At 58.3% G+C, this 25,807-nt stretch carries 22 protein-coding genes and 1 pseudogene; 12 read left to right on the forward strand and 11 right to left on the reverse strand.

What is annotated here, in order from left to right:
* Positions 1 to 39: 39 nt before the first annotated feature.
* From AC097R_RS17675 to motA, 3 genes are all read right to left on the reverse strand, one after another.
* Positions 40 to 390 (reverse strand): DUF6488 family protein, encoded by a 351-nt coding sequence (locus AC097R_RS17675; RefSeq protein ID WP_479599500.1) that lies wholly within the window; start codon positions 388 to 390, stop codon positions 40 to 42.
* A 46-nt stretch (positions 391 to 436) separates the two neighbouring features.
* Positions 437 to 1,222, reverse strand: a complete 786-nt coding sequence (locus AC097R_RS17680; protein WP_479599501.1) for a HupE/UreJ family protein — start codon at positions 1,220 to 1,222, stop codon at positions 437 to 439.
* Positions 1,223 to 1,290: 68 nt separating this feature from the next.
* Entirely contained in the window at positions 1,291 to 2,148 is an 858-nt protein-coding gene (gene motA / locus AC097R_RS17685; RefSeq protein ID WP_479599502.1) for a flagellar motor stator protein MotA, read from the reverse strand.
* 347 nt (positions 2,149 to 2,495) lie between these two features.
* Between motA and AC097R_RS17690 the strand changes: the two genes are divergently transcribed.
* Positions 2,496 to 2,738, forward strand: a complete 243-nt coding sequence (locus AC097R_RS17690) for a hypothetical protein (RefSeq protein WP_479599503.1) — start codon at positions 2,496 to 2,498, stop codon at positions 2,736 to 2,738.
* A 316-nt stretch (positions 2,739 to 3,054) separates the two neighbouring features.
* On the opposite strand, the gene istB is transcribed toward AC097R_RS17690, so the two are convergent.
* The 4 genes from istB to AC097R_RS17710 form a co-directional block, all read right to left on the reverse strand.
* Positions 3,055 to 3,828 carry an IS21-like element helper ATPase IstB gene (gene istB / locus AC097R_RS17695; RefSeq protein ID WP_479599504.1) on the reverse strand — a complete coding sequence of 258 codons (774 nt, stop codon included), beginning with the start codon at positions 3,826 to 3,828 and terminating at the stop codon, positions 3,055 to 3,057.
* Complete coding sequence (gene istA / locus AC097R_RS17700; RefSeq protein WP_479599505.1) at positions 3,825 to 5,393, reverse strand: IS21 family transposase; 1,569 nt, start codon at positions 5,391 to 5,393, stop codon at positions 3,825 to 3,827. The genes istB and istA overlap by 4 nt, the downstream gene beginning before the upstream one ends.
* 235 nt (positions 5,394 to 5,628) lie before the next feature.
* Positions 5,629 to 5,895 carry a hypothetical protein gene (locus tag AC097R_RS17705; RefSeq protein WP_479599506.1) on the reverse strand — a complete coding sequence of 89 codons (267 nt, stop codon included), beginning with the start codon at positions 5,893 to 5,895 and terminating at the stop codon, positions 5,629 to 5,631.
* A gap of 767 nt (positions 5,896 to 6,662) precedes the next feature.
* Positions 6,663 to 7,631, reverse strand: coding sequence for an MCP four helix bundle domain-containing protein (locus AC097R_RS17710; RefSeq protein WP_479599507.1), 969 nt, complete (start codon positions 7,629 to 7,631; stop codon positions 6,663 to 6,665).
* A gap of 223 nt (positions 7,632 to 7,854) precedes the next feature.
* Between AC097R_RS17710 and AC097R_RS17715 the strand changes: the two genes are divergently transcribed.
* From AC097R_RS17715 to AC097R_RS17755, 9 genes are all read left to right on the forward strand, one after another.
* Positions 7,855 to 9,273, forward strand: coding sequence for an aminotransferase-like domain-containing protein (locus AC097R_RS17715; RefSeq protein WP_479599508.1), 1,419 nt, complete (start codon positions 7,855 to 7,857; stop codon positions 9,271 to 9,273).
* A 358-nt stretch (positions 9,274 to 9,631) separates the two neighbouring features.
* Positions 9,632 to 10,513 carry a helix-turn-helix domain-containing protein gene (locus AC097R_RS17720; protein ID WP_479599509.1) on the forward strand — a complete coding sequence of 294 codons (882 nt, stop codon included), beginning with the start codon at positions 9,632 to 9,634 and terminating at the stop codon, positions 10,511 to 10,513.
* 101 nt (positions 10,514 to 10,614) lie between these two features.
* On the forward strand, positions 10,615 to 11,361 hold the full coding sequence (locus AC097R_RS17725; RefSeq protein ID WP_479599510.1) for an SDR family oxidoreductase: 747 nt from the start codon (positions 10,615 to 10,617) through the stop codon (positions 11,359 to 11,361).
* Between the two features lie 2 nt (positions 11,362 to 11,363).
* A complete protein-coding gene (locus AC097R_RS17730; protein WP_479599511.1) occupies positions 11,364 to 12,920 on the forward strand; it encodes an FGGY-family carbohydrate kinase in 1,557 nt (518 codons plus the stop codon).
* An 85-nt stretch (positions 12,921 to 13,005) separates the two neighbouring features.
* Entirely contained in the window at positions 13,006 to 14,082 is a 1,077-nt protein-coding gene (locus AC097R_RS17735) for an ABC transporter substrate-binding protein (RefSeq protein WP_479599512.1), read from the forward strand.
* A 6-nt stretch (positions 14,083 to 14,088) separates the two neighbouring features.
* The gene (locus AC097R_RS17740) at positions 14,089 to 14,901 is read left to right on the forward strand and encodes an ATP-binding cassette domain-containing protein (RefSeq protein WP_479599513.1); all 813 of its coding nucleotides are present in this window, start codon (positions 14,089 to 14,091) and stop codon (positions 14,899 to 14,901) included.
* A gap of 4 nt (positions 14,902 to 14,905) precedes the next feature.
* Complete coding sequence (locus AC097R_RS17745) at positions 14,906 to 16,165, forward strand: sugar ABC transporter permease (RefSeq protein ID WP_479599514.1); 1,260 nt, start codon at positions 14,906 to 14,908, stop codon at positions 16,163 to 16,165.
* Between the two features lie 3 nt (positions 16,166 to 16,168).
* The gene (locus AC097R_RS17750; protein WP_479599515.1) at positions 16,169 to 17,773 is read left to right on the forward strand and encodes a methyl-accepting chemotaxis protein; all 1,605 of its coding nucleotides are present in this window, start codon (positions 16,169 to 16,171) and stop codon (positions 17,771 to 17,773) included.
* On the forward strand, positions 17,760 to 18,446 hold the full coding sequence (locus AC097R_RS17755; protein ID WP_479599516.1) for an HAD family hydrolase: 687 nt from the start codon (positions 17,760 to 17,762) through the stop codon (positions 18,444 to 18,446). The genes AC097R_RS17750 and AC097R_RS17755 overlap by 14 nt, the downstream gene beginning before the upstream one ends.
* Positions 18,447 to 18,782: 336 nt before the next feature.
* Here AC097R_RS17755 and AC097R_RS17760 read toward each other — a convergent pair whose 3' ends face one another.
* Positions 18,783 to 18,995 carry a hypothetical protein gene (locus AC097R_RS17760; RefSeq protein ID WP_479599517.1) on the reverse strand — a complete coding sequence of 71 codons (213 nt, stop codon included), beginning with the start codon at positions 18,993 to 18,995 and terminating at the stop codon, positions 18,783 to 18,785.
* 674 nt (positions 18,996 to 19,669) lie between these two features.
* Between AC097R_RS17760 and AC097R_RS17765 the strand changes: the two genes are divergently transcribed.
* Positions 19,670 to 19,777, forward strand: a complete 108-nt coding sequence (locus AC097R_RS17765; RefSeq protein ID WP_479599518.1) for a DUF3606 domain-containing protein — start codon at positions 19,670 to 19,672, stop codon at positions 19,775 to 19,777.
* A gap of 74 nt (positions 19,778 to 19,851) precedes the next feature.
* Entirely contained in the window at positions 19,852 to 21,012 is a 1,161-nt protein-coding gene (locus tag AC097R_RS17770) for an IS30 family transposase (RefSeq protein ID WP_479599519.1), read from the forward strand.
* A 230-nt stretch (positions 21,013 to 21,242) separates the two neighbouring features.
* On the opposite strand, the gene AC097R_RS17775 is transcribed toward AC097R_RS17770, so the two are convergent.
* From AC097R_RS17775 to AC097R_RS17785, 3 genes and pseudogenes are all read right to left on the reverse strand, one after another.
* On the reverse strand, positions 21,243 to 23,714 hold the full coding sequence (locus AC097R_RS17775) for a bifunctional diguanylate cyclase/phosphodiesterase (RefSeq protein ID WP_479599520.1): 2,472 nt from the start codon (positions 23,712 to 23,714) through the stop codon (positions 21,243 to 21,245).
* A 361-nt stretch (positions 23,715 to 24,075) separates the two neighbouring features.
* Complete coding sequence (locus AC097R_RS17780; protein ID WP_479599521.1) at positions 24,076 to 25,227, reverse strand: GGDEF domain-containing protein; 1,152 nt, start codon at positions 25,225 to 25,227, stop codon at positions 24,076 to 24,078.
* Positions 25,228 to 25,544: 317 nt separating this feature from the next.
* Positions 25,545 to 25,802, reverse strand: a pseudogene (locus tag AC097R_RS17785) (IS21 family transposase); the annotation flags it as partial.
* Positions 25,803 to 25,807: the final 5 nt, after the last annotated feature.

Here is a 25,807-nt window from a genome sequence, read left to right on the forward strand (position 1 = left end):
CAGTAGGTGCGGTGTTAGCCGGCTAAGAGGCAGACTGAATTACTGACCGGTGAAGTTGGCCGCAATGAAGTTGCCAGTCAACGTGTAGAACATGTAGAGGGTCTTCTTGTTGGCTTCCAGGGCTGAGGGATTCTTGAAGGTCAGTTTCCACTCTTTCATGCTCTTGCCTTCCACGGTTTCCGCTTTTTCCAGCTGGGCAGATTTCCACGACATTTCAATTTTGGCACTGGCGACCAACGCGTTGATTTGCTCCTTGGCACATCCCACCACCACGGCTTCTTTGGCTGGGGTGTAGCCATGGAAGTGGCAGTCGCCACCGCCACTTGCGAAAGCAGCGGGTGCCGAGAACATGGCAGTGGTCAAAGCGCAGAGAGAAATAAGTTTTTTCACGGTGATTTCCTTGGGGTTAAAAAAGGGAACGGGAGAATAGAAAAGGTCAAAGATTGTTTCGACTGGGGTCGACCGTCTTGTCGATATCCATGTCTTCATGGATGTGCTTGTGTTCCTGCACGGGAAAGCGGAAGCTCTCAGGATTAGCATCGTGCTGGTAGCCATGTAGCTGCATGAACAGCAAATACACACCGGCGTAAACCAATGCCAGATTGGCGGCAAAGCTGAACCGCTTGAAAGAAGGCCTGTTCCGCCAAAACGCCAGCAGACCGACCATCACGGCCAAAGCTGCAATCTGGCCGACCTCTACGCCCACATTGAAGCTCAGGATGCGCAGCAGCATGCTGGTGCTGTCGTCACCCAGCGGCAACTGCTGAAGACGTGTTGACAAACCGAAACCATGCAACAGTCCGAAGCCAAAAACTGCCGCCAACAGGTTGGGCGACCGCATGTCAAAGACACGTTGGAAGCCACCGTTGTTGTCGAAACCCTTGTAGATCACACTGACGGCGATGATGGCGTCTACCAAGTAGTAGTTCCAAGTGATCTTGTAGTAGGTGGCAAAGATCAAGGTGATGCAGTGCCCCAGCGTGAAGACGGTCACGAACTTCGCTACGTCCCTGAAGGTCGTCAAAAAGAACACCACACCAAACAGGAACAACAGATGGTCGTAACCCGTGAGCATGTGGCTGGCACCCAGCCCGATATAGCGGAGGTAGCCCCCGTTGAGCATGCTCTGTTTGTCCGCTTCTGAGATGCCGTGTGCCATGGCCAAAATTGGTACTGCCATCAGCAACATGGCGAAGAGACGGCCGGATAGTAATTTTTTCATCTAATACTTAAAGGGTTGATATGGATGGTGGGAGACAGGTCACGCGCTTGCTGCGCAGACCGGTAGGACTACTTTTTCTTGACGTGGGCTTCGAGCTCGCTAAAGGATGGGCGCTCGGTGGAGAACAAAATTTGCCGGCCAAACTCAATGGCGGTAGCCGGGTTGTAGCCCTGCATGCTGGCCAACAGCACTGTCTTGATGCATTGCAATTCCTTGCCAGCTTCCTCGACTTTTTGCTCCAGCAGGCCTGCCAGGGGTTCGGCAAAGGCGTAGGCCAGCAGAATTCCCAGGAAGGTTCCGACCAGGGCTGAGCCGATCATTCCGCCAAGGACTGCTGGCGGCTGTCCCACGGACCCCATGGTGTTCACCACGCCCAGCACTGCGGCCACAATGCCAAAGGCTGGCAAGCCACCGGCGATCCGCTGTAACGCGGCCACTGCGGCATGTTCTTCGACGTGGTGGGTCTCGATCGCCCCCTCCATGATGGTCTCAATCTCATGGGCATTGAGGTTTCCCGAAACCATCATGCGCAGGTAGTCCGTGATGAACTCCACGACATGGTGGTCCGAGCCGACTGAGGGATACTTTTTAAAGATCTCGGACTGCTCCGGCTCTTCCACATCTTTCTCGATGGCCATCAGCCCCTCCTTACGGGCTTTCTGGAGGATGTCGAACAGCAAGGCCATGAGTTCCATATAGCGCGCCTTGGTGTACTTGCTACCTTTGAAGCAGGCGCCCAGGCCCTTCATGGTGGACTTGATCACTTTCATCTGGTTGTTGGCCAGGAACGCGCCCAAGGTGGCGCCACCGATGGTCAGCATTTCGAAGGGAAGTGCTTTCAAGACCACTCCAATATTGCCGCCGTGCACGATGAACACGCCGAACACGCAGCCCAAAACGACGAGCCAGCCGATGATTACAAACATATGAGTTTCCTAGCGAGAACCCTGGGTTCATGAGAAAAAAGCAAAAAATTGCAAATGGAAAGATCCACGCGGGAGCCGTAAAGCGGCAATGCCTCTGGCGAGTTACAGCAGGGCATGGCCAACATGACAAGCCAAAGCGGTTGTCGTCCAGCGAACGTCAGGAAAGTCGCCCCTAGCGAAGTGGGGCGGAGGTTTTAAGCGTGGTGCTTAGGCGGCCGCAACGGACCTTCAAGAACGGGGGGGATCCAAATGCCGCACTCGGTATCCCGAGGGGAGACGGAAGGGGGACAGCTCAGTACCGGTGACGCGGCGCTCAACAATGCGTTCATTACCATGCCAGTGTCCGCATGCAGATGCTGGGTTGCTGGCTCACCTGGCTCAACATGCAAGGTTTGATCGTCGTGGTGGTGATGCTGCTGGGCCACTTGGCTATGGAATATCTGATGGTCCAATTCACCAGCGCGCTGCATCACGCTCAGCGAACTGAGCATGGCCAAGGTCTGCAAAACAATTACAGCCAAGAGGAAGTAGGCACGGGTCCTTTGCAGCATTACAGAAAATTTTATCCGCTAAATGAATTGAAAGCGTGACCAGCGGATGTCAAATGCCAAGCGGATGAGCGTCCCTACCCTTTGGACTGAATCCACACTGCTACATCAACGCCCCATGCCCTCGCTGCTTCATTCTGAAAAATTCCTGTTAACAGCGGCTCTGGCGATGGAAACAAACCTCGCCCGCAAAAGAAAAAGGCCCCGTAGGACCTTATCTTGGCAAACACTGCGGTTCACCTTGCGAGTTTCTGTTGCCCCTTGCTAACCGCAAGACCTGAATTGCTCCAGGCAGCACGTTCGTATTTCACTTGCTCTCGAACGGTCTTGTGCGCAATTTTAGTCCCAACTGGGAGCCTCAAGTGGTGGGCTGCTTCGCCGCAGATCGCGCCCCCTTTACATTTGGACTCCTGGACTTTCGCAACGACTCGCCGGACAGTTGCATGTGGTACGACCCATGGATGATGCGATCCATCAGGGCGTCTGCCACCGTCTTGTTGTCAAACGCGTCGTGCCAGATGTTCAGAGGGAATTGGCTAGTGAACAAAACCGAGCGATTGCCGATTTCGTTGTCGATCAACTCCAGCAAATCGTTCTGTGAGCGCTTGTTAAACACCTCGATCCCCCAGTCATCCAGAATTAGCAGATCGAACTTCTTGAGATTGGCCAGTTTCTGGTTGAAGGTGGTGGTGGCCCTGGCCGCCAACAGGTTTTCCATCAACATGGGGACACGGACGAAGTGGCAGGACAGCCCCTGTCGGCAGGCCTGATTGGCAAGTGCACTGGCCAGCCAAGACTTACCGGTGCCGGTCGGACCGGTAATCACCAGGCTGTGTTGGCTCCGGACCCAATCCAATGAGCACAAGGTCTGGAACTCGGCCTTGTCCAGGCCGCGCGGTGCCCGGTAGTCCACGTCCTCAATGCTCGCATTCGCAGGCAGGCATGCCTTTTTGAGCAAAAGCTTCAGCCGCTTATCGTCGCGCAGCGTGATTTCATGGTCCACCATGCTGCGCACCCGGTGCTCGAACGCGAGTTCATGGGCCGTGGGTGTTGTCAGTTGGCGCTCCAGCTCGTCGGCCATGCCGAACAGTTTGAGGGATTGCAGTTTGTCGATGGTGACGTTGTTCATCATGATTGGGATTCCTTCTTTGTTTTCAAAATGCGGTCGTAGTAATCCGCGCCGCGGATGTTTTCGTGATCCACCTCAGGCGATGCGACCTCGGGGGTGTCTTGGGAGAGCAGCTTGTCCAGGCGTTTGTCTAAGACTGAGCGCAGATCCGTCACTTTGGAAATTTTGTGGGCCAACGCATAGGTGCAGGCTTCCTCAAGGCGGTCGGGACCATGGGCCTTGGCCAGAGACTTCACGGTCTGGGTCATGCGATACCCCATGGTCTCGCCATGCGTATGGGAAAGCTTGATCTGCAGTACCGCCTGGGTACTGGGCCCAACCGTTGCGGCCCAAGCGAGTGCGGCCGATTCGGTCCAGCCTTGTACGGCCTGGTGTGCAGGATGCCGATGCGCATCCCATGTGGAGACGCCCTCGGCTTGGCGGCTACGCCGGTGGACTGCAATCGACTTGCCCTTGGAGATCAGCTCCACGGCCTTGTCCGTCAACCGGTATTCGAACTCCTGCCCTCGCAGTTGGTAGGGAACACTGTAGAAGTGATCGTCAACGTTCACGTGATAGTCGATTCCGGCACGCACTTTGCCCCATTCAGCGAACGCATACGGCGCCATCGGCAGCGGCTGCAACGTAGGCAGTTCATGTTCCAACCAGCGTGAATGGCGACAGCCTTTGAGTTTCTGGAAAGGCTTGAGATTCAGCTTTTCCAGGAGCACCCGTATCTCCTTGTTGGCCTCTTCCAGGGTGAAAAACTTGCGTTTTCGCAAGCGGAACAGAATCCAAACCTGAGCCAGATAAACCCCGCCCTCTGCACGTGCCTTGTCTGTCGGACTGTAGCCACGCGCGGGAAAGGGTACGACTCTGTAGTGGCGACACATCGCTTTGTAAGATTCGTTGATGACTGGAAACAACCGGTCGGCTTTGGTGACAGCCGCTTTGAGGTTGTCTGGCACGACGACAAGCGACACACCGCCGAAGTACTCAAACATGCGCGCATGCGAACTGAGCCAGTCACGCGAGCCCTGCGTCCAGGTTGCTTCGCAGTAGGTATAGCCAGAGCCACCCAACACCCCAATGAAGACCTGTGCAGCCCGAACCTCCCCGGTATCCGGGTCTGTGATGTTGATGGTTTGCCCGGAGTAGTCGACGTAAGTGTTCTCTCCATAGACTTCCGTCTGTCGCAACGAAATGCGCAGCGAATTTTTGAAGGCGTTATAGGCCCGACAAAACTGGGCGTAGCTGATGGCATTCTGGGGGGACGCCTGTTCTAGCCACTCGGTGTACAACGCTTGCCGCGTGGCACCTTTCTTTTTCAGTTCCTCGTGGACTTCAGCGAAGTCAATCAGCTTTTTGACGGGCTCCATGGGCACGACGGGGATCGGCTTCAGAAAAAGCAGACTTTCCAGAGTGGCGTCATCCATCTCTGCAGGCAAGGGCCATGAAAGGCCAGCCTCGTGGAATCGCGTCAGGTACTTGGCAACGGTCGTGTGGTTGGTTCCAAGAATCGTGGCGATTTTCCTGTTTGAGAACCTTCGTTCAAAGTGGTTGGTCAGAGCATCGCGGATTTTCCGCATGTCGATCCTCCTATTGGTCATGGGTGGTTCTGCCTTTTGAAAACAGCAGGGCTCACCGCCTGAAGAACAGTCGCTGCGCCATTACATCGGCGAGCAGCATCCCCCGGGCGGATTCGGTGTTGACACGGGAAGGGGGAAGGAAGATACTCAGACCAAGATCGGTTCCCAAAATCGGATCTGCAAGGGCTTGTGAACTGTCATTCACAGGCCCTTTTTTCTGCCTCCCTGCAGGTGGCTAGTTCATAGGCCCTCCTTGTGCAGGTGGGCTGAGTTGGGCAACGGCGCGAGCACGCTGCGCTGCAAGCCATGCGGCAACATCCTTCGTCAGGGCGAATTTGCCGCGCCGCTTTTCAATACCGAAGATCGGGATGGGCGTCGTCTTGCGTGCGACCGCCTGGCGAAATGCCTCCTTGGACGGATAGCCGAGTGCGACCCGCAAATGCTCCCCCGTCATCATGGGCCCATGCCGACTGGATAGCTCGTACTCAAGCACGGTGGCCATGGGCTCAAAAAGTTGGGGTTCAGACATATCTGGGTTACATGCAGTCACGTTCAGGTGCGCTGATGCTACCCATCATGGCCGTTTGACGAAACCTATACTTTGGGCCTTAACGTTGCTCTTTGCGGAGCCTTGAAATTAGTTTAAGCCATTGATTTATATGGAAATCAATGGACTTCATTGCCACTTTTATACAAAAAATAAATGAGAAAACCCCGGGCACCGAGAAGAGATTCCGATGTGGACGCTGCTCGCACGATCTATTGGTTCCACTGGCTGGGCCTACGCCGAGGAACGCTAATACCGCGGGAGATTCAGCGCGCCATCGCGCCCGAGACACTGGATCTCGGCAGGGATGGGCGGCACATCAGAAACAACAAATTCCTGGGCTACCAAAGGGGTGACCATGTCCCGCACGCCACGCTGGTTCAGCTTGCCGAGGAGGTCGTGCCCCGGTCAGGCCGGGCGGTGAATCACCCCATCTGGAAGGTGCTGCGCTCCAAGGGTCCCATCAGGAAAAGTGCTCGGCAGTGGATATACGAGCTGGATCGGGAAATTCAAACTGTGGTGTTGGGGCCCTTCAATCAGATCACGGAGGGCGCCAGCCGTCATACCTTGGGTGCACTGGAGCGCAGGGCCAGTTTAGATAGTCTGGCGGCGCTCACGATTCTTCTGCGGCTGCGCCACGAAGAGAACAAACCAGAGTGGGTGTGGCTATATGCACAGAGCATTTTCCGGGTGCTGCTCATGATTGGCCCGCAGTTGGATGACTATGGGAGCTGGTTAGCCTGGCGCGCACTGTCGGCGTTTTGCTGGACCGCGGAGCCCAATTGCTCCATGGAGGCAGCGGTTTGTTGTAGCGCGCTGGCCTGGTTTTCGGTTCTGCTAGAGAGGTCGTGGTTGCCCTGCGCAATCTGGCTGCTGGCGGTGGCAAGCGCTTCCGAGCCCTCACGGACATTGCCCACTATCGAAGCGAGTCTCTCTCGCATGACCGCCAGCGCCCGCGTGAGCTGTGCGACCTCGTCATTGCCCTTGACCTGGATATCGGCGGCAAGATTGCCATCGCTGATCGCCTGAGCAAAGTGCACGGCTTGACGCACCGGCCCGGTGACTGAACGCGTGGCAATCCAGGCCAGCAGCATGCCCAGCGCGATGGACAGCATTGCGCCCAACGACAGCGCCCACTGGCTGCGGGTCGTAAGTTCTGCGGCCTCCGCCTGGACCTTGTTGAGCAATTCATCCGTGTGTTTGTCCACCTTGTCGACCGCACCCAAATAGCTCTCTGCCAAAGGACGCAAATCGCGGTCCACCCCACTGGAGATGTCCGCTCCGCCGACTTTTTTCTGCAGAAGCGCTGCGCGTGCTTCCAGGTAAGCTGAGCGCGTCAAGGCCACCTCGCTCATCAATTTTTGGCTAATTTCGTCCTGCATCAGGGCATCCAATTTCTTTTGCGTTTCGTTGGTCAGCTTGGAGGTCTGCGCCATATCTTTTGTGAGTGCATCCGCGAAGTCAGCGTCGGTAGACTTCAGCAGAGCTGTCGTCCTGACCCAATTCAAGTTGATGTAGGCGGTCCAGCTTTGCGCCAACGAACTGCGCTCCATTTCCGTGCTGGCAATGGACTGAGTCGTGTCCTTGAGCGCGCCCAGGCGGGTAACACCGATGAATGCAATCGTTGCCGTAATCAGCAGGACCACCCCAAATGCCAGTGCCAGCCGCGGCCCGATCTTTAGCTTGTTCATACACAGTCTCCAAAGTACACCCGCCCGCGGAGGCGGGGTGGGGATGCTGAGTACTATGGTGCTGGTAGCGGCAGATTGGTAGATGCAGTTCCCGTTCATTTCTGCATAGCAGATGGGCCCCACTTGTGGCGCCCTGGGAACCTACTTCGCGTTGACAGAACCCCTGCCAGGACGTTCAATGGGATCCACGCCTGCGTATTGGACGATGGGATTGGAGGGAGACGTGTCATTAAAGCGCTATGAAGCACTTGCCGAGGAGTTTGAAGATTCCATTCGCAATGGTGTCTTACGCAATGGTGATCGCTTGCCCTCCGTGCGCAGTACCAGCGCCAGCCGGGGGCTGAGTCAATCCACGGTCTTTCAGGCGTACTACTTGTTGGAGGCGCGTGGGTTCGTTCGCGCACGCGAACGCTCGGGTTACTTCGTTAGCACGCCGGGCCGTACGGTTCCGATGCTTCTGGATACTGTGTCACGACCGCCCAGTGAACCCCTGACGTTGGACGTCTCTTCCAGAGTGTTTGCGATACTTGAGTCGACCAAATCACGCGATGTCGTCCCATTTGGATCGGCGTTTCCTAGCCCTTTGCTGTTTCCATTCGCGCGCTTGGGCCGCTCGATGGCGCACAGTGCCAAATCATTCGACCCGTGGAATACGGTCGACTACCTCACACCCGGCAGCCCGGAGCTACGCCGCCAAATCGCGCTGCGCTACCTTGCCGATGGAATGCAGGTACACGTGGACGAGATTGTCATCACCAACGGTGCGCTTGAGGCGCTGAATTTGTGTTTGTCTGCGGTCACTCGGCCCGGAGACTCGGTTGTCGTGGAGTGCCCGACGTTCTACGGGGCGTTGCATGCGCTGGAACTCCGAGGATTGAAAGCGGTACAAGTACCCACCTGCCCTATTCAGGGAATGGACCTGGCCAAGTTGGAGGAAACGATTGCGCTGCATAAACCGGCCGCTTGCTGGATGATGCCGAATTTCCAGAATCCTCTGGGCAGCCTCATGCCAGAAGGCAAGAAGCGGGCTTTGGTGGAGCTTCTGACGCGACTGGACGTGCCGCTGATCGAAGACGATGTCTATGCAGAGCTATATTTCGGCGAGAGGCGGCCGTTGCCAGCCAAGGGGTTTGACAGTGCAGGCATCGTGATGCATTGCTCGTCGTTCTCCAAGTGCCTGGCGCCGGGGTACCGCATTGGCTGGGCCGCACCTGGCAAATACGTTAAGCAGGTCGCCCAGAACAAACTCGTCACCACGTTGACGACCTCAGCACCGGGGCAGCGCGGCCTTGCGAATTACTTAGACCAGGGTGGCTATGACAAACACCTGCGCAAGCTTCGGCAAACTTTGTCAGACCAGCAGGTGGTTTTTTCCGAAGCCGTAGGACACTACTTTCCGCCGGGGACACGCGCGACGCGACCTCAAGGAGGTTATTTTCTGTGGGTCGAACTGCCAGAAGGTACCGATGCCATGCGTGTCCATGAGCAAGCGCTGGCGAGAGACATCAGCGTGGCACCGGGTCCCATTTTTTCACCAACACACGCATTCAAGAACTGCTTGCGATTGAACTTTGGGCATCTCTGGGACGCCCGCAGCGAACGCGCTCTGGCCACTTTGGGACAAATTGCCGTTGACTGCTGAGGCCCACAGGCAGACTGTTGAATTGCGTTGAGGCTTGACCCGAGGGGGGTGCCGCCCCCCAAAAAAACTCATCGGTGGATAGCAGACATTTAGGATCGATTCGCTAGGCGAGTATGAGGGCCCGCACCTCTGCCCTGCGTCTACGACTCGTTGTTTGGCGCCACCGAGAGCGAGGCGCACCGCTACGTATGCGGCATCCGCTAGCGCCCGGGGTGGCGTACTGATACAAACTCAGTGTTTACCCTATAAGCAAAAAAAGTATCAGGCAATTGCCCACTACGCAGTAGTGGAGACGGGTTTCCGTTCGTAAGCTATGGGCATTGAATCGCCACAAGTAACAACGAACCGGAGACTGGCAATGGCACCGTACCTGGAACTGGTTGGGATACAGGAACAAGAGTCCTTCAAGGTCTGGACGCACGGCTACCCGTATGAAACGGTGCGCTGGCACTTCCACCCCGAGTACGAGCTCAACCTGGTCACCCACACCTCGGGCCGCTTTTACGTGGGCGACCACACCGGCACCTTCGAGCCCGGCCAGCTCTACATGGTGGGCCCCAACGTGCCGCACAACTGGATCAGCGAAGTGCCGGACAACCAGCCTGTGCCCGAGCGCTGTGTGGTGTTGCAGTTCTCCGGCAAAAGCATCATGGGTGGTATCGAGGCCTTCCCGGAACTAGGCCAACTGGAGCGCCTGCTGGCTGATTCGCAACGCGGCATCCTGTTTTCCAAAGCCACTTCCGCCAAGGCCGAGCCCGTGCTCAAGGAACTGCTGCACGCCAAGGGTTTTCAGCGCGTGCACAAGTTCCTGTCGCTGCTGGAGTTGCTGGCCACGGCGCACGACAGCACACTGCTGGCCACGCCCACTTTCCGACCCGACCCACAGGGCTACCAGTCGTCCACCATCAACCAGGTGCTGAGCTACCTCGCAGAACACCTGGAAGAGCAGCTCAGTGAATCTGACCTGGCGCGCTACGCGGGTATGGATCCCAGTGCGTTCTCGCGCTTTTTCCGCCGCCACACCGATGTGCCCTTTATCCAATACCTGAACCGCCTGCGCATCAACAAGGCCTGCGAGATGCTGATCTCCAGCGACACGCCGGTCACCGATGTTTGCTACGCCTGCGGGTTCAACAATGTCTCCAACTTCAACCGCCAATTTCTGGCGCAGAAGAACATGCCACCGTCGCGCTTTCGGCGCTACTACCGCCTGAACGACGACTGTGAGGCCATGGGCTAACGCCCCGGCACCGCCCCCACCCACCTTGCTCTCCAAATTTGGCTGCCGCTGGCAGCCCCGGGGAGCGCTTTGCCCGAATTTTTCTCAACCACTGTCTCACCATGAAACCAGATCGCACAGAAACACACGCACTACACGGCAAAGTCGCCGCCGTCACGGGCGCCGCCTCGGGCATAGGCCTGGAATGCGCACGCGCCATGCTGGACGCAGGCGCCACCGTGTTTCTGGTGGACCGCGCCACCGACCGGCTCGCCACACTCTGCGCCGAGCTGGGCGAGCGTGCCATTCCGCTCACGGTCAATCTGCTGGACCCCGCCAGCGTGGCCACCATGGTGCCGGCCATTCTTGCGCGCGCTGGCCAGTTAAACATCTTCCACGCCAATGCCGGCGCCTACATCGGCGGCGACGTGAGCACTGGCAACCCCGATGAGTGGGACCGCATGCTCAACCTAAACATCAACGCCTGCTTTCGCTCCATCCAGGCCGTGCTGCCGCACATGAAGGAACGCCGCACCGGCGACATCATCGTCACCAGCTCCATCGCCGGCATCGTGCCCGTGGTGTGGGAGCCGATTTACACCGCCTCCAAATTCGCCGTGCAGGCTTTTGTGCACACGGTGCGCCGCCAGATTGCACCGCACGGCCTGCGCATCGGCGCCGTGGCCCCCGGCCCCGTGGTCACCGCGCTGCTGGACGACTGGCCCAAGGCCAAGATGGAAGAAGCGCTGGCCAACGGCAGCCTCATGCAGCCCAAGGAAGTGGCCGACTCGGTGATGTTCATGCTGACGCGCCCGCGCAATGTGGTGATTCGCGACCTGGTCATCCTCCCGCTGAGCGTGGACCTGTGAGCATGACAACTTCTGCCTACGTCATCGGTGTCGACATCGGCACCCAGAGCACCAAGGCCGTGCTGGTCAGCACCACGGGCGAGATCCTGGCCCAATGCGCCCACGCCTATCAGGTGGAGACCCCCAAGCCCCTGTGGGCCCAACAGTGGCCTGATGTGTGGCTGGACGCGGTGGAAATATGCATAAAAGGGGTGCTAGCCCGCACCAGCATTGCGCCAGCTGCTATCAAATCTGTATGCGTGAGCAGCCTGTATGGCGGCAGCGGCATCCCTGTGGACACGCAGGGTAAGGCCCTGTACCCCTGCCTGATCTGGATGGACCGCCGTGCCAACGACGAAGTGGCCTGGGTGCGCAAGCATGTGGACCTGGAACGCCTCTTTGATATCACCGGCAACGGCGTGGACAGCTACTACGGCTACACCAAGATGCTGTGGCTGCGCGAGAACGAGCCTGCCGTGTGGGCACAAACCCAGCAGTTCCTGCCGCCCAACAGCTATGTGAATGCGCGCCTGACCGGTGCCGTGGCGGTGGACCACAGCTCGGCCGGGAACATCGGTGGCGTGTACGACGTGACGGCCCGCACCTGGTCCGACGAGGCCCTGCAGATGCTGGGCATTCCGCGCCACATGATGCCCAACCGCCTGGTCGAGTCCAGCGACGTGGTGGGCCCGCTGCTGCCCCACTGGGCCGCGCGCCTGGGGCTGCAGGCAGGCACACCGGTCGTCGCCGGGGGTGTGGACGCTGCCGTGGCCACACTGGCGGCGGGAGCCGCCCAGCCCGGCAACCATGTGGCCATGATCGGCACCAGCATGTGCTGGGGCACCATCCGCCCCAGCGTGGATGCGCGCCACGGCCTGATCAGCATGCCGCACGTATTCAACGGCGCAAATGACCTGTATGTGTTTGGTGGCGCCATTGCCGCCGGGGCCTCGGTCACCTGGTTCCGCGAGACCTTTTGCCAGGCCGAGATTGCGGCCGGCAAGGCCCAGGGTGTGGATCCACACAGCCTGCTGGAAAAAGACGCGGCGCCCCTGCCACCCGGTAGCGACGGCCTGTTGTTCCTGCCCTATCTGATGGGCGAACGCAGCCCCGTGTGGGACGCCAAGGCCAGCGGTGCGTTCGTCGGCCTGGGCCTGCACCATGGCCGGCCCAACCTGTACCGCGCGGTGCTCGAGGGCGTGACCTTTGCGCTGCGCCACAACATCGAAGCCGGTGTCAAAGGCGTCGGTGTGTTGGACGAGCGCCTGGTGGTGGTGGGCGGTGCCAGCCACTCCGACCTCTGGATGCAAATCATTGCCGATGTGACCGGCCGCCCGGTCTTCACGCTGGCCGAAGACGTGGAAGCCTCGCTGGGCGCCGCCTTGCTGGCCGCCTATGGCGCGGGGCTCATCAACGCCGACGCAGTGCGCCAGGGCTGGGTCACCCCCGTGCCCCGCACCACACCCAACCCACAGGCCCACGCTGCCTACAACGACCTGTTCGCCCAGTACGTGGACCTGTACCCCGCGCTCAAGCCAGCGATGCATCGCCTGCGCGCCACCCCTTCGACCCCATCCTGAGGAGAATGCACCCCAACCCAGACCCACGCCCTACCCTGCCTGTTTTTGTATTGCTTTGACACACTAAATAAATTCGGAGATGACCATGCAAGTAAGTAACTGGAAATTCACCCGCGCCGCGGCGCTCACCACCGTTGTCCTAGGCGCCAGCGCCGTGTACGCCCAAACCATCACGCCCGCCAAGATCGCGTTCCTGATGCCCGACCAGTCTTCCACCCGCTACGAAGAGCACGACAAGCCCGGCTTCGTCGCCGAGATGAAGAAGCTCTGCGCCGCTTGCGAAGTGCTGTACCAGAATGCCGACGGCGATGCCTCGCGCCAACAGCAACAATTCAACTCGGTGATCTCGCAGGGCGCCAAGGCCATCGTGCTGGACCCGGTGGACTCCACCGCCGCCGCCTCGCTGGTGAAGGCCGCACAGGCCAAGGGCATCAAGGTCATCGCCTATGACCGCCCCATTCCTGCCGCCAAGGCTGACTACTACGTGTCGTTCAACAACGAAGGCATTGGCAAGGCGATTGCCGACTCGCTGGTGGCACGCCTGAAGGCCAAGGGCGTGAAGCCCGAAGACGGCGGTGTGTTGCAGATCAACGGATCCCCCACCGACGCGGCCGCAGGCCTGATCAAGAAGGGCATCCACGCCGGGCTGGACAACAGCGGCTACAAGATCCTTGCCGAGTACGACACCCCTGACTGGGTGCCCGCCAAGGCCCAGCAGTGGGCGGCAGGCCAGATCTCGCGCTTTGGCAAAAAGATTGTCGGCGTGGTGGCCGCGAACGACGGCACCGGTGGCGGCGCGATTGCAGCCTTCAAGGCCGCAGGGGTGAACCCCGTGCCCCCCGTGTCGGGCAACGACGCCACCATTGCCGCACTGCAGCTCATCATTGCGGGTGACCAGTACAACACCATCTCCAAGCCCAGCGAAGTGGTGGCTGCAGCGGCTGCCAAGGTGGCGGTGCAATTGCTGGCGGGCGAAACCCCCAAGGCTGAGATGACGCTGTATGGCACGCCTTCGCAACTCTTCACGCCTGCCGTGGTAACCGCGGAGAACCTGAAGTCCGAAATCATCGACAAGATGGTCAGCGGCAAGCCGATCCAGACACCGGCCGTGCTGTGCGTAGACCGCTACGCCGACGGTTGCAAGAAACTCGCCATCCAGTAAAGCACCATGACCGCTCCATCAATGCAACAGCCTGCTTCCGCACGCGAACTTGTTCTCAGTCTTCGCGGTGTCTCCAAGCGCTTTGGCGCCGTGGCGGCACTGACCGATATCGATCTCGACGTCCATGCGGGAGAGGTCGTTGCCTTGGTGGGCGACAACGGTGCCGGCAAATCCACCCTGGTCAAGATCCTGTCCGGTGTGCACCAGCCCACCGAAGGCACCATGACCTTCTGTGGCCAACCGGTGACGCTGGAGGACCCGGGTGCCTCACTGGCACTGGGTATCGCCACGGTGTTCCAGGACCTCGCGCTGTGCGAGAACCTGGACGTGGTGGCCAACATCTTTCTCGGCAAGGAGCTGCAACCGCTGCACCTGGACGAAGTGAGCATGGAGGTCAAGGCCTGGAAGCTGCTCAACGAGCTTTCGGCCCGCATCCCCAGCGTGCGCATACCCGTGGCCTCGCTCTCGGGCGGTCAGCGCCAAACCGTGGCCATTGCACGCTCCCTATTACTGGAACCCAAACTCATCCTGCTGGACGAACCCACCGCCGCACTGGGCGTGGCCCAGACCGCCGAGGTGCTGAACCTGATCGAACGCGTGCGCGACAAGGGCCTGGGCGTGGTGATGATCAGCCACAACATGGAAGACGTACGCGCCGTGGCCGACCGCATTGTGGTGCTGCGCCTGGGCAAGAACAACGGTGTCTTTGCCCCCGACGCTTCCAACCAGGAACTGGTCAGCGCCATCACCGGCGCATCGGACAACTCCGTCTCGCGCCGATCGGGACGGCGCCAGGCCCAACTCAACCAGACGGCATAAGAACATGACAAGCGCAAACCACACCCCTGCTCCCGCCACCCCGTTGCTGGACCGCAGCGACGAACGCTACAAGGTCGACAGCGGCATCGCCGGTGCCATCCGCACCTTCCTGGACCGCGTGCGCGCGGGCGACCTGGGCTCGCTCCCCGTCATCGTCGGGCTGGCCATCATCTGGACCATCTTCCAGAGCATCAACCCCATCTTCCTGTCCAGCACCAACCTGATCAACATGCTGTTCGACGCGTCCACCATCGGCGTGATCTCGCTGGGCATTGTCTGCATTCTGATGGTGGGCGAGATTGACCTGTCGGTCGGCTCGGTCAGCGGTTTTTCCTCGGCGATCGTGGGCGTGCTGTGGGTCAACCATGGCTGGCCCGTGAGCCTGGCCATTGCCGCCGCGGTGGCCAGCGGCGCCCTCATCGGCCTGGTCTATGCGCAGCTGTTCAATCGCTTTGGCATGCCCAGTTTTGTCTCCACCCTGGCAGGCCTGCTGGCTATCCTGGGTGGCCAGCTGTACCTGCTGGGCGGCACCGGCTCCATCAACCTGCCTTATGAATCCCCGTTGGTAGACCTGGGCCAGTCGCTGTTCATGCCCGCCGTGTTTGCCTATGGCGTGGTGGCGCTGGCTGGCGTGATGATGTTTGTGACGGGCTTTCGCACCGCGGCGCGCCGCCGCAGTGCGGGCCTGTCCACCGAATCGCTGAGCGGCTTGCTGCTGCGCACGGTTTCCTTCACCGTCGTGCTGGAGTTGATCGCCGTCTACTTCTACCAGGATCGCGGCATTCCCTGGATGTTTGGCATCTTCGTGGGCCTGGTGGTGGGCCTGAACTACGCGCTGACGCGCACCCAGTGGGGCCGCATGGTCAACGCCGTGGGTGGCAACCGTGAAGCCGCACGCCGCGCCGGTATCAACGTGCGACGTATCTACTCCAGCGCCTTTGTGCTGTGCGCCGTGCTGGCAGCTTTTGGCGGCGTGCTGGCCTCGGCCCGCCTGGCGTCGGCCAGCCAACAGGCCGGCACGGGCGATGTGAACCTGAACGCCATTGCGGCCGCCGTCATCGGTGGCACCAGCCTGTTCGGTGGCCGTGGCAGTGCGTACTCCGCACTCTTGGGCATCATCGTGATCCAGTCCATATCCAGCGGGCTCACGCTACTGGACCTGTCGTCCTCGCTGCGCTACATGATTACCGGCGGCGTGCTAGCGGTGGCCGTCATCGTGGACTCGCTGGCACGGCAATCCCGCGTGTCCCACGGCCGCGCCTAAGCCATGCGCGTCGGCACGCGCCTGACGGCGGGCTTCGCCCTGCTCCTGGCCCTGGCGATCACCGCCGCGGCCGTGGGTGGGCTGCAGCTGCGCGTCATGCAGGCGGACTTCCGCGATGTGACGGCCAACACCCTGCCGTCCATGCTGCTGGTGGGGGACATGCGCACCGATGTGGAGGAAGTGCGCCGCAACCAGATCCGGCTGGCCAGTGCGCCCGATGCCTACGCCCGCAAGCGCATCGTCAGCGCCATCGTGGACACGCGCAGCCTGCTGCAAACCCTGTACGAAACCTATGGCCAAGACCGGCTGCAGGGCGAGCAGGATCGTGCGCTTTGGCAAGCCCTGGGCAGCAAGCTGCAAGCCTACGAGCAACTCTCCAAGCAGATCGAAACGCTGGCCCAAAGCGAAGAGGCGCCTGCCGAAGGCGTGGACGCCGCGCCCAGCACCATCGTGCCCCAACTGCTCGATGCGATTTACGGTGATGCCTTTGCGGCCTTCGGCGCCGTACTGGCCCAGATGGACGAACTCAAGGCGCTGAATTTGCAGCGCTCGCGCGAGGCCGAAGAACGCGGCAACGCCACCTATGGCACCGGCCAACGCGTGCTGGCCCTGACCGCGGCCGCAGCGCTGGTGCTAGGCGCCCTGCTGTCGTGGCGGCTGACACGCGGCGTGGTCGTCCCACTGCGCGACGCGGTGGGCGCCATGTGCCGCATGGCACAGGGGCAGCTGGACACCTCTATTGCTATCCGCGGTAAGGACGAGCTGGCCGAGATGCTGCGCGCCCTGTCCACCCTGCAGGACAGCTTGCGCCACATCGTGCAGGACATTCGCGCCAGCAGTGCCTCGGTGGCCAGTGCCTCCGGTGAGATTGCGGCGGGCAATCTGGACCTGTCCAACCGCACGGAAGCCCAGGCCGCCAACCTCGAAGAAACATCGGCGTCCATGCAGCAACTCACCGCCACTGTGCAGCACAGCGCCGAAACCGCGCAGCAGGTGGCCCAACTGGCCACCGAGGCCAGCCTGGCCGCCGACCGAGGCGCTGCCGTGGTGGGCCAGGTAGTGGACACGATGCAGGGCATCCAGAAAAGCAGTGACCGTATTTCCGAGATCACTGGCGTCATCGACGGCATTGCGTTCCAAACCAACATCCTGGCGTTGAATGCCGCGGTGGAAGCCGCACGCGCCGGCGAACAAGGCCGCGGCTTTGCCGTGGTGGCTTCTGAAGTGCGCGGCCTGGCGCAGCGCAGTGCCAATGCGGCCAAGGAAATCACGCTGCTGATCACCGACAGCGCGCAGACCGTGCGCCACGGCTCCCGCCTGGTGGGCGAGGCCGGCCAGGGCATGCAGGACATCCGCGCGCAGGTGCGCAAGGTCACAGGGCTGGTCGGGGAGATCTTGACCACCTCCACCGAGCAGCGCACCGGCATCGAACAGATCAGCCAGGCAGTGACCCAACTGGACGAGGCCACGCAACAAAATGCAGCCCTGGTGGAGCAGGCCAGTGCGGCGGCCGCCAGCTTGACCCAGCAGGCCGGCCGGCTGATGGATGTGGTGGCCGTGTTTCGATTGGAGCCCCCCGAAGACAAGGAATTGCTTGAACCCGCTTAACCCTCTGCGCGGCCCGGTGCGGGCCGTGGTGTTTGACATGGACGGTGTACTGATCGACTCTGAGGTCATCTGGCGCCGCGTGCGCGCGGACTACGCCGCCGAGCGCGGCCAGCAGTGGACCGAAGCCGACCAGATAGACCTGCTGGGCCGCAGCACGCCCGACTGGTCCGCGCGCATGCGGGCGCGCCTGCAGATCACCCACCTGAGTGCGGCCGAGCTGGCACAGGAGATCGTGCAACGCGTACTGCAGGCCTTTGCCCTAGACCTGCCGCAGCGCCCCGGTGCGGCAGCGGCGCTGCAGGCGCTGGCCGCGCGCTACCCGGTGGCGCTAGCCTCGGGTTCGCCACGCGTGTTGGTGGAGTGCGCGATGGCTAGCACCGGCTTTGGCAAACACTTCCAGAGCATCTTGTGCGGCGACGATGTGCAGCACGGCAAACCCCACCCTGAGATTTACCTGCGCAGCCTGCAGCGCCTGGGCACTACAGGCGAGCACGCCGTAGGTATTGAAGACGCGCCCAGCGGCCTGCGGGCCCTGCGCGCAGCAGGCATGTGGGCCATTGCCGCGCCCTGCCCCGAGTTTCCGCTGGACCCGGCCAGCATTGCCCTGGCACATGTCCAAATAGTGAGCTTAGAAGACTTAACTCCTGCACTTGTAGATGCACTGAGCGCTTGAGCTGCACTGCCAGGAATTCTTGATTGTCACGATGGATATTTTCAATCACTTATCCAGCGATACATATGCATGCCGCAAAGCCAAAATGGCTGAACTAGCGGCCCATTGTTTGAAATTAAGTCTATGAAGCCGGTTGCACATAAATGCGCATTTGCATTTGCGATCGGCGCTCTCGCGGAGCTGGTCTATGTGCTTGTTCTAAGCCCTTCATGCCAAAGGCATGACACTTCCAAGGATGCTTATTTCAAGTCAAGGCGTTGCAATCCAAGGGCAGCGACCAAAGCAAGTTGAGGTACGCACTATATTATTAAATGCGCGTGTTAGGAATCCGTGATCTCACGTGTACAACAAGCGTGTCTCAGTAGCTGCGGCCTCCATCAAAGCAAACTCTTTTTCCAGCTTCGTCATTTCACGATTGGTGGCGTTCATTTTCTTCGCGGCCGCGGAGATCGCAGTCGGCCCACCCCTTGCCAAACCGGTGTGTGCTTGAGCCAACGCGGAGGCGGCAAGCTGCTTTTGCACTTGGGAAGCATTGCCGCTTTGGAGCATCTTGCCTGCAAGGGACGCCACAGAAGGTGATGTTTGTTTTGAATTACTTGCCGTATACAGCTTAATCAGCGAGAAACTTTAAATCCACTATATATGGTGTTTTTTATTAAGGCAAGACACTATCTATAGTGTCTATGTTCCTTTTTTTCAAGTGTCGCCACTATTAGCAAGCCACGTGCGACGGCAGCGACACTTACGCAGCTCGTCACCACGCAACAGGGCCGTTCAATGGCGTTGCCGGGTTCCTGCTTTTCGATCACTGTGACAACCGTCTTGTCGGTCCCGCCGGAGTGCGCCAATGCGAGGCTGGACACGATCAGGAGTGCGAATAACACGAGTTTCTTCATGGGCCTCACCAAAACACTCCCACGTTCTGCGTGGTCTCAGTCCAGCAATCATCCATCTATGTGGCTGTTCAAATCACCTCGGCGAGTCTGACGTGCCAGTGGGGTCTGCATATCCCCCAAACGGGTGAATCTAGTCGGTGAACTGAACGGATGACCGTCTGCAAATTCAGCCGTTTGGGGGATAGCTAAACGCCCATATCTACCTACCTTATAGGAGCATTCGACGGAGCCAAAGCAGCTCACCGAAACTATTCAAGGAGATGCTCTGGCTGACGACTTGAAGTAACGCGATCCTCAAGACCGTTCCCGCGTGAACGTAAACGAGCCTTGGGGCTTCGGTGCACAGAGTTCAAATGCACTGAAATTCAACTACGTGCCGCAGTAAGTGCCGTAGGGGCGATGGTCACGGACGTGCGGCGCCAACTTTCAAAGTAATGCTGCTTAGGAAGGCGGATTCAACCGGTCGATGCAACACACTAACCACCGCATAGGCGGAAGGAGTGTTGCAAATGAAACGGCGACCACGGATCTACTATTCAGATAGCCAGAAAGCGTTGATGTGGGAGCGCTGGAAGCAAGGCGCCACGCTGCATGAGATCGGCAAGCTCTTCGATCGACCACACACCTCGATTCACCGAATACTTGCGGAGACAGGTGGATTCCGGCCAGCGGAGCGATCACGCGCATCGACCGCATTGACATTGGCAGAGCGCGAGGAAATCTCAAGGGCGCTGGTCAAGGGTGAGTCAATTCGATCGATTGCCTGCCGACTCAGCCGAGCACCATCAACGATCAGTCGAGAAATCAAGCGCAATGGCGGCCGCGAGGACTACCGTGCCAGCCAGGCTGACGAAGCGACCTGGGGTCGTGCGCGACGCCCCAAGCGCTGCAAACTGCGCGAGAACCGTGCCTTGGCCCGCATCGTGGCTGACAAGCTACGGATGCTCTGGTCTCCGGAACAGATCGCAGGCTGGCTCAAGCATACTTATCCGTGCGACGAAAGCCATCACGTGTCACACGCGACCATTTACCGCAGCCTGTTCATCCAAGCACGTGGTGCCTTGAAGAAGGAGCTTCTGGCTCATCTGAGGCGCACTCGTGGCATGCGCAGGTCTCGTCACTACACGCAGAAGACAGCAATCCACGGACAGATCATTGATGCTGTTTCGATCAGCGAGCGGCCACCCGGCATTGAGGATCGAGCAGTACCTGGTCACTGGGAAGGGGACTTGGTCTTCGGTAGCGGTAACAGCCAGATCGCGACACTGGTTGAGCGTCAGACGCGGTACGTGATGTTGGTGAAGCTGGATGGCAAAGACTCGCAGACGGTGGTCAACGCACTCATCAAGAACGCCCGCAAGCTCCCGCAGGAGCTCTACAAGTCACTGACCTGGGATAGAGGTACTGAGATGCACGCGCACAAGAAGTTCACGGTGGCCACCGACATCCAGGTCTACTTCTGCGATCCGCAAAGCCCATGGCAACGCGGAAGCAACGAGAACACGAATGGGTTACTCAGGCAGTACATGCCCAAGGGGATGGACCTCTCGGGTTTCTCACAAGTTCAACTCAATGCAATTGCCAGACAATTGAATGAGAGGCCGCGCAAAACGCTCGGCTTCCAAACGCCCGCTGAGATGTTCAGCGAATGCGTTGCATCGACCGGTTGAATCCGCCAACGAAAGCGGCGCTAGGTTACCGCTGTCGTCGCCAACATGAATGGCGCGGTACACGCCGTGCGCAACCATGCTCCTTGCATTGAACACGGTCTTCTTTTTCTAACTGCAGTATGGCGACCAGTTCAGCTGAGGTGGAACGGTTCAGAGTCGTAATGATCAATGCTACGCTCGAATAGTCCGTTGCAGCGGTGACAAAAGCAAGCTTGCTATGGTCAACTTAGTTAATCCGCCAATTTCCGCGTGTTGACTTCCAAATAGGACCACGTGTCGCTCGCCGATATTGGTTTACCAAACAAATACCCTTGAGCGTAATCGCAACCATGTTCTCTCAACCAGGCTGCCTGGGCTTGAGTCTCTACACCTTCGGCGACAACTGGCAGATCCAAGCTGTGGGCCATGGCAAGGATGGCAAGAACCAGCGACTGATCCTCAATCTCGTCAACTACACCAGCGATAAAGCTTTTGTCGATCTTGAGAGCACCCGTGCGAAAGTGCTTCAGGTAGCTCAGCGAGGAGTAGCCAGTCCCGAAGTCGTCGATCATCAACTTGATTCCCAACTCGCGAATCCCTTGGAGCCACTCCATGACAGCCGGAGATCTGTCGAAAAGCACCGACTCCGTGATCTCGAAACTGAGCAGCTTTCCGGCCATATTGTGCCGAGCTAAGGTGGTCGCTACGGTCTCCACAGATAGTCCACGCGGCACTTGGCGCCCTGAGACATTGATTGCAATGCCAATGCCTTCGTCTAGACCCTGTGCATGCCACGCAGCCAACTGGCGACATCCTTCGTCCAACACCCAAATCCCGATATCAACAATTAAGCCTGTCTCCTCAGCCAAAGGTATGAAAGCGTCAGGACTGATCAAACCTCGCTCAGGATCCCGCCAACGTGCGAGAGCCTCCATGTGTGAAAGACGCTTGGTCTTCAATTCCAGGATGGGTTGGTAGTACAACAACAACTGATGTCGCGCCAACGCTTGCCGCAGATTGACCTCCAATGAACGATACGCCTGAATGTGTTCAGCCATAGCCTGCTCATAAAACTGGTAGTTGTTGCGCCCCTCCTGTTTGGCCTTGTACATTGACATCTCGGCATGGCGAAGCAAATCAGCAGGGGTCTCGCCATTGCCGGGATAGAACGCGATGCCGAGGCTGCCACCTGTCCATACAGAATGTCCAAGAAGGTCAAAACCTTCGCTCAGTGCGGCGAGCAGGATCTTGGCGACTTGTATTGCAGACACTGGGCTGCGAACATGCGGCAAAAGCACAACGAACTCGTCACCACCCAGCCGAGCGACGGTATCAGACTCTCCTACACTCTTGCGCAACCGATCGTAGGTTTGCTGCAATAACAAGTCTCCGGCTTCATGTCCCATCGAGTCATTGACCTTCTTGAAGCGGTCAATATCGATCAACATCACGGCACCAGAAGTTCCATTTTTCTGGGCCAGCAGAATATCTTTGACCAGGAGATCGTTCAGCAGATTGCGGTTGGGAGCGCCCGTGAGTGAGTCGAAGTTGGCCCGATGATGAATTTGATCTTCGAAGGATTTGCGTTCAGTGATGTCCTTAAAAACTACGACTGCACCGTCTATCACATCGTTATGACGTACCATCGTGATGGACAGCTCGGCAGGAAACGTTCTTCCCGTGCTATCGCTTAACACCTCTGACGGGCCGCTCCAAGCCTTCCCACTCGCTAGAGCTTCCTGTAGTGTGTTGAATGTGTGAGGTTGCAGAACCTGACGCAACTCCAGGCCATATAAGGCGGATTCCGGTAGCCGGAGAATCTGCATGGCTGCGGGGTTCACAAAACTCACTCGGCTATGGCTGTCTATGCCGATGATGCCGTCATCCGCCGCGTCAAGAATTGAGCGATTGCGCTCTGCTAGCAATTGGCGCAGTTGTGACTCAGCCAAGATTTCGCGGGTGAGGTGCTGCGTGCGCAATGCCGCGTAGACCAGGGCCACCAGTACCAGCAGAAAAAGCCCCGCTATCCAAGGAAGCGCAGAAGCCACCATCTTCCTCCCCGGAGTTGGGGAGGGCCAGGTCACTGCCCCAGCGGGCTCGCCATCTGCCAAGGCCAATAGGACTGCAACATCGCCCGATGCAGACTCAGGACCAAGTCGGAGCTGGGCTAACCCCATCACTTCGGCGGTGATGGGCAACACTGAGTCCGACACGGATCTTCCGAACAAAAGCAATGTCTCTGGAGCTGGATTGGGCTTGGATGCCGGCGTTTCCGGGCGAAAGCGGACGGCGGCCACTGAATGCACTTGTCCCTGAAGCCTTACCAAACCGGTTGCGGCGACCAGAGTCGCTTTGCCTTGAATTGGCCGACTACGGGCAGAACGAAGCAATGCCTGTATGGACGGTTCGTCTCTGAAGACTGCAAAGTCTACGGGCTCTTTATTTGCTTGCGCACCAAAGACCATGGCATCGCCGCCATCAATCACAAGGCTAAAAGAAAGCCCAAAGGTGTTGACTGCGTAGTCACCCGCGTTCGCAGCCCACCATTTTGGATCTCCCCTAACTAATAGGGCATCAATGGCTTCGTCCCAATTCGAATAATCCAGTGTTTGAGTGGCCAACTGACGGGATTGCAACTCAAGCAGACTGTTGAACTGCCGCTGTGAGTCTGCGGCAGCCAGCTCGTCGTGGCTATCCCCCATGTGCATCAGTAAAAACAGCATAGCTGCCAAGCTCAGAAAGATTACCCCCCCTACAGCCGCAGATACTCTCTTAAGGGTGGCAACGGCAACTGGCTGCGAAGCGCCCAAAGTTCCTACAGGTGAGTCGATTGCTCCAATCGACTCACCGGGCTTGTCAGTGGGCGCGTGTGCCTGCATTCTTATTTATCCACCTCAGACATGGAATTGTTATTCAGAATTCTGCACCTTATCACGTGACCGGAGCTCGAACTTGTGACTGCCTCCCAGCATTTCTTGAACCACGTCCCGCAACCTAAATGCGAATGAGACACAGACGAGTTTCTGAGCGCCTGAACCCGTGTTTAATAAATAGTCAACTCTTTGCGAGAGGCCCATTCCATTACTATTGAGACGGGGCAACCCACACGACCTGATTGCGACCCCGGGCTTTGGCCTCATATAACGCGGCGTCTGCACGCGCCAAGGTCTTTTCTACAATCTCTCCGTTGCTATAAGGGGTTACACCTATTGAGACTGTTAATCGCATGGAATTGTTGCTAACAAACATCTCCATCTCGGCTACTTTGGTGCGGATTCTTTCCAAGCAGACCTCGCCAACAGACACATCCGTGTCAGTGAGCAAGACCACGAATTCTTCTCCTCCCCAACGCGCCAGCGCGTCATTGGTGCGGATATTGTTTTGCACCACGGACGTGAACATTTGCAGAGCGCGATCGCCTTCTAGGTGTCCATACTGGTCGTTCACCCGCTTGAAATGATCAATATCGAGCATGGCTAAAAGCAGTGGCGATGATGAGCGTTGTGCGCGCAGTGATTCATCACGAAATTTTTCCAGCATAAAGCGGCGGTTGGGCACTCCAGTGAGTTCGTCGCGAGTGGCAATTTGTTGTATCTTGTCAAAGGCTAAAGCCAATTGATTTTTTTGCTTCCGCATATGGGTGCTCATTTGCTGCAAACGCCACGTTAAAAAAGTGGTGGCAGACAGCACTACGAACAGCATGAAAACATACGCGACAAAGAGTCCTGCTGTCTCGTCTGTACTTGAATGCAGCAACGAATACCATGCAGCGACGCCAAACAGAGCTAAGCCATATACCGCAACCAGCACCACCTGACGCATGGACAGACCGAACATCCCAAACATCAAAATCACCGACAAAATGGGCAGCGTTACACCACGGCCATGGCCGGTGACGATGAAAGCGACCGCATCACAGGCAATGGCGTAGAGCATTTGCACATATGCGAGGGAAGGGTCCGTCATGCGTAGAGATATGCCGCTGCGGATCAGCGCGTATATCACGACCAGCCCAACACTGGAAATAATAGCCCAAGTGTCAATATCGTGCATGCCTTGGATGCCCACAGCACGCATGAAATAGACCACGCCGATGCATGCCAGCATTAACATCGCAGCAAGGAGGAATTGACTTGTGCGAATTCGCATATGCTTTTGCTCGCCCAGCAAATAGTTCAAGCCCGGGCGGAACCGCATCTTTAAATTCGAGATGTATATTTCTTCAACGGCACCCACAACAAATCTCCGTAATTTGGGAATCTAGCTGTGAGTGCCAAATTCGTCCAGCTTCCCTCTTGTATTGACCAAACTCAGGTTGCAGACCTTCACGCAACAGAATGCCGCTACAGGGTGGCTATGTCGTAACGCGCGACTCCTCAGACGCCATGTTCGCACTAAAGACGGGACATCCCTCAGACGAACAGCCAGATACCGAAAAGCCATAAAAGCAAGGCAAGGCAAGCAATTACCATTTATACAAGTACGTTGCGTCGCACAATGGACCGAAATGCGGGCTATTTCGTGATCTCATTAAGCAAATGGGCTGTTATTGTGTAGATCTGCTTCAAATTGCGCCGCTGTTTCCGAGATTTTGTTGCCTCCAATTCCAGCCAGCCGGCCAGCTTTTCGGCATAGGAATCCAGCTTCTTTGAGCTAACCCGCCTGGGGTAGGCAGGCTCAATTTCCTCTGAGCTGAGGTACTTCTTTACGGTGTTGCGAGCCAGGCCTGTACGCCTGGATATTTCGCGGATGGACATATGTTCCCGTAGTGCCCAACGCCTGATGACATTCAATGTCGCCACGTCTATCACTCCTA

Source organism: Rhodoferax sp. ZS1R25 (assembly GCF_056521335.1).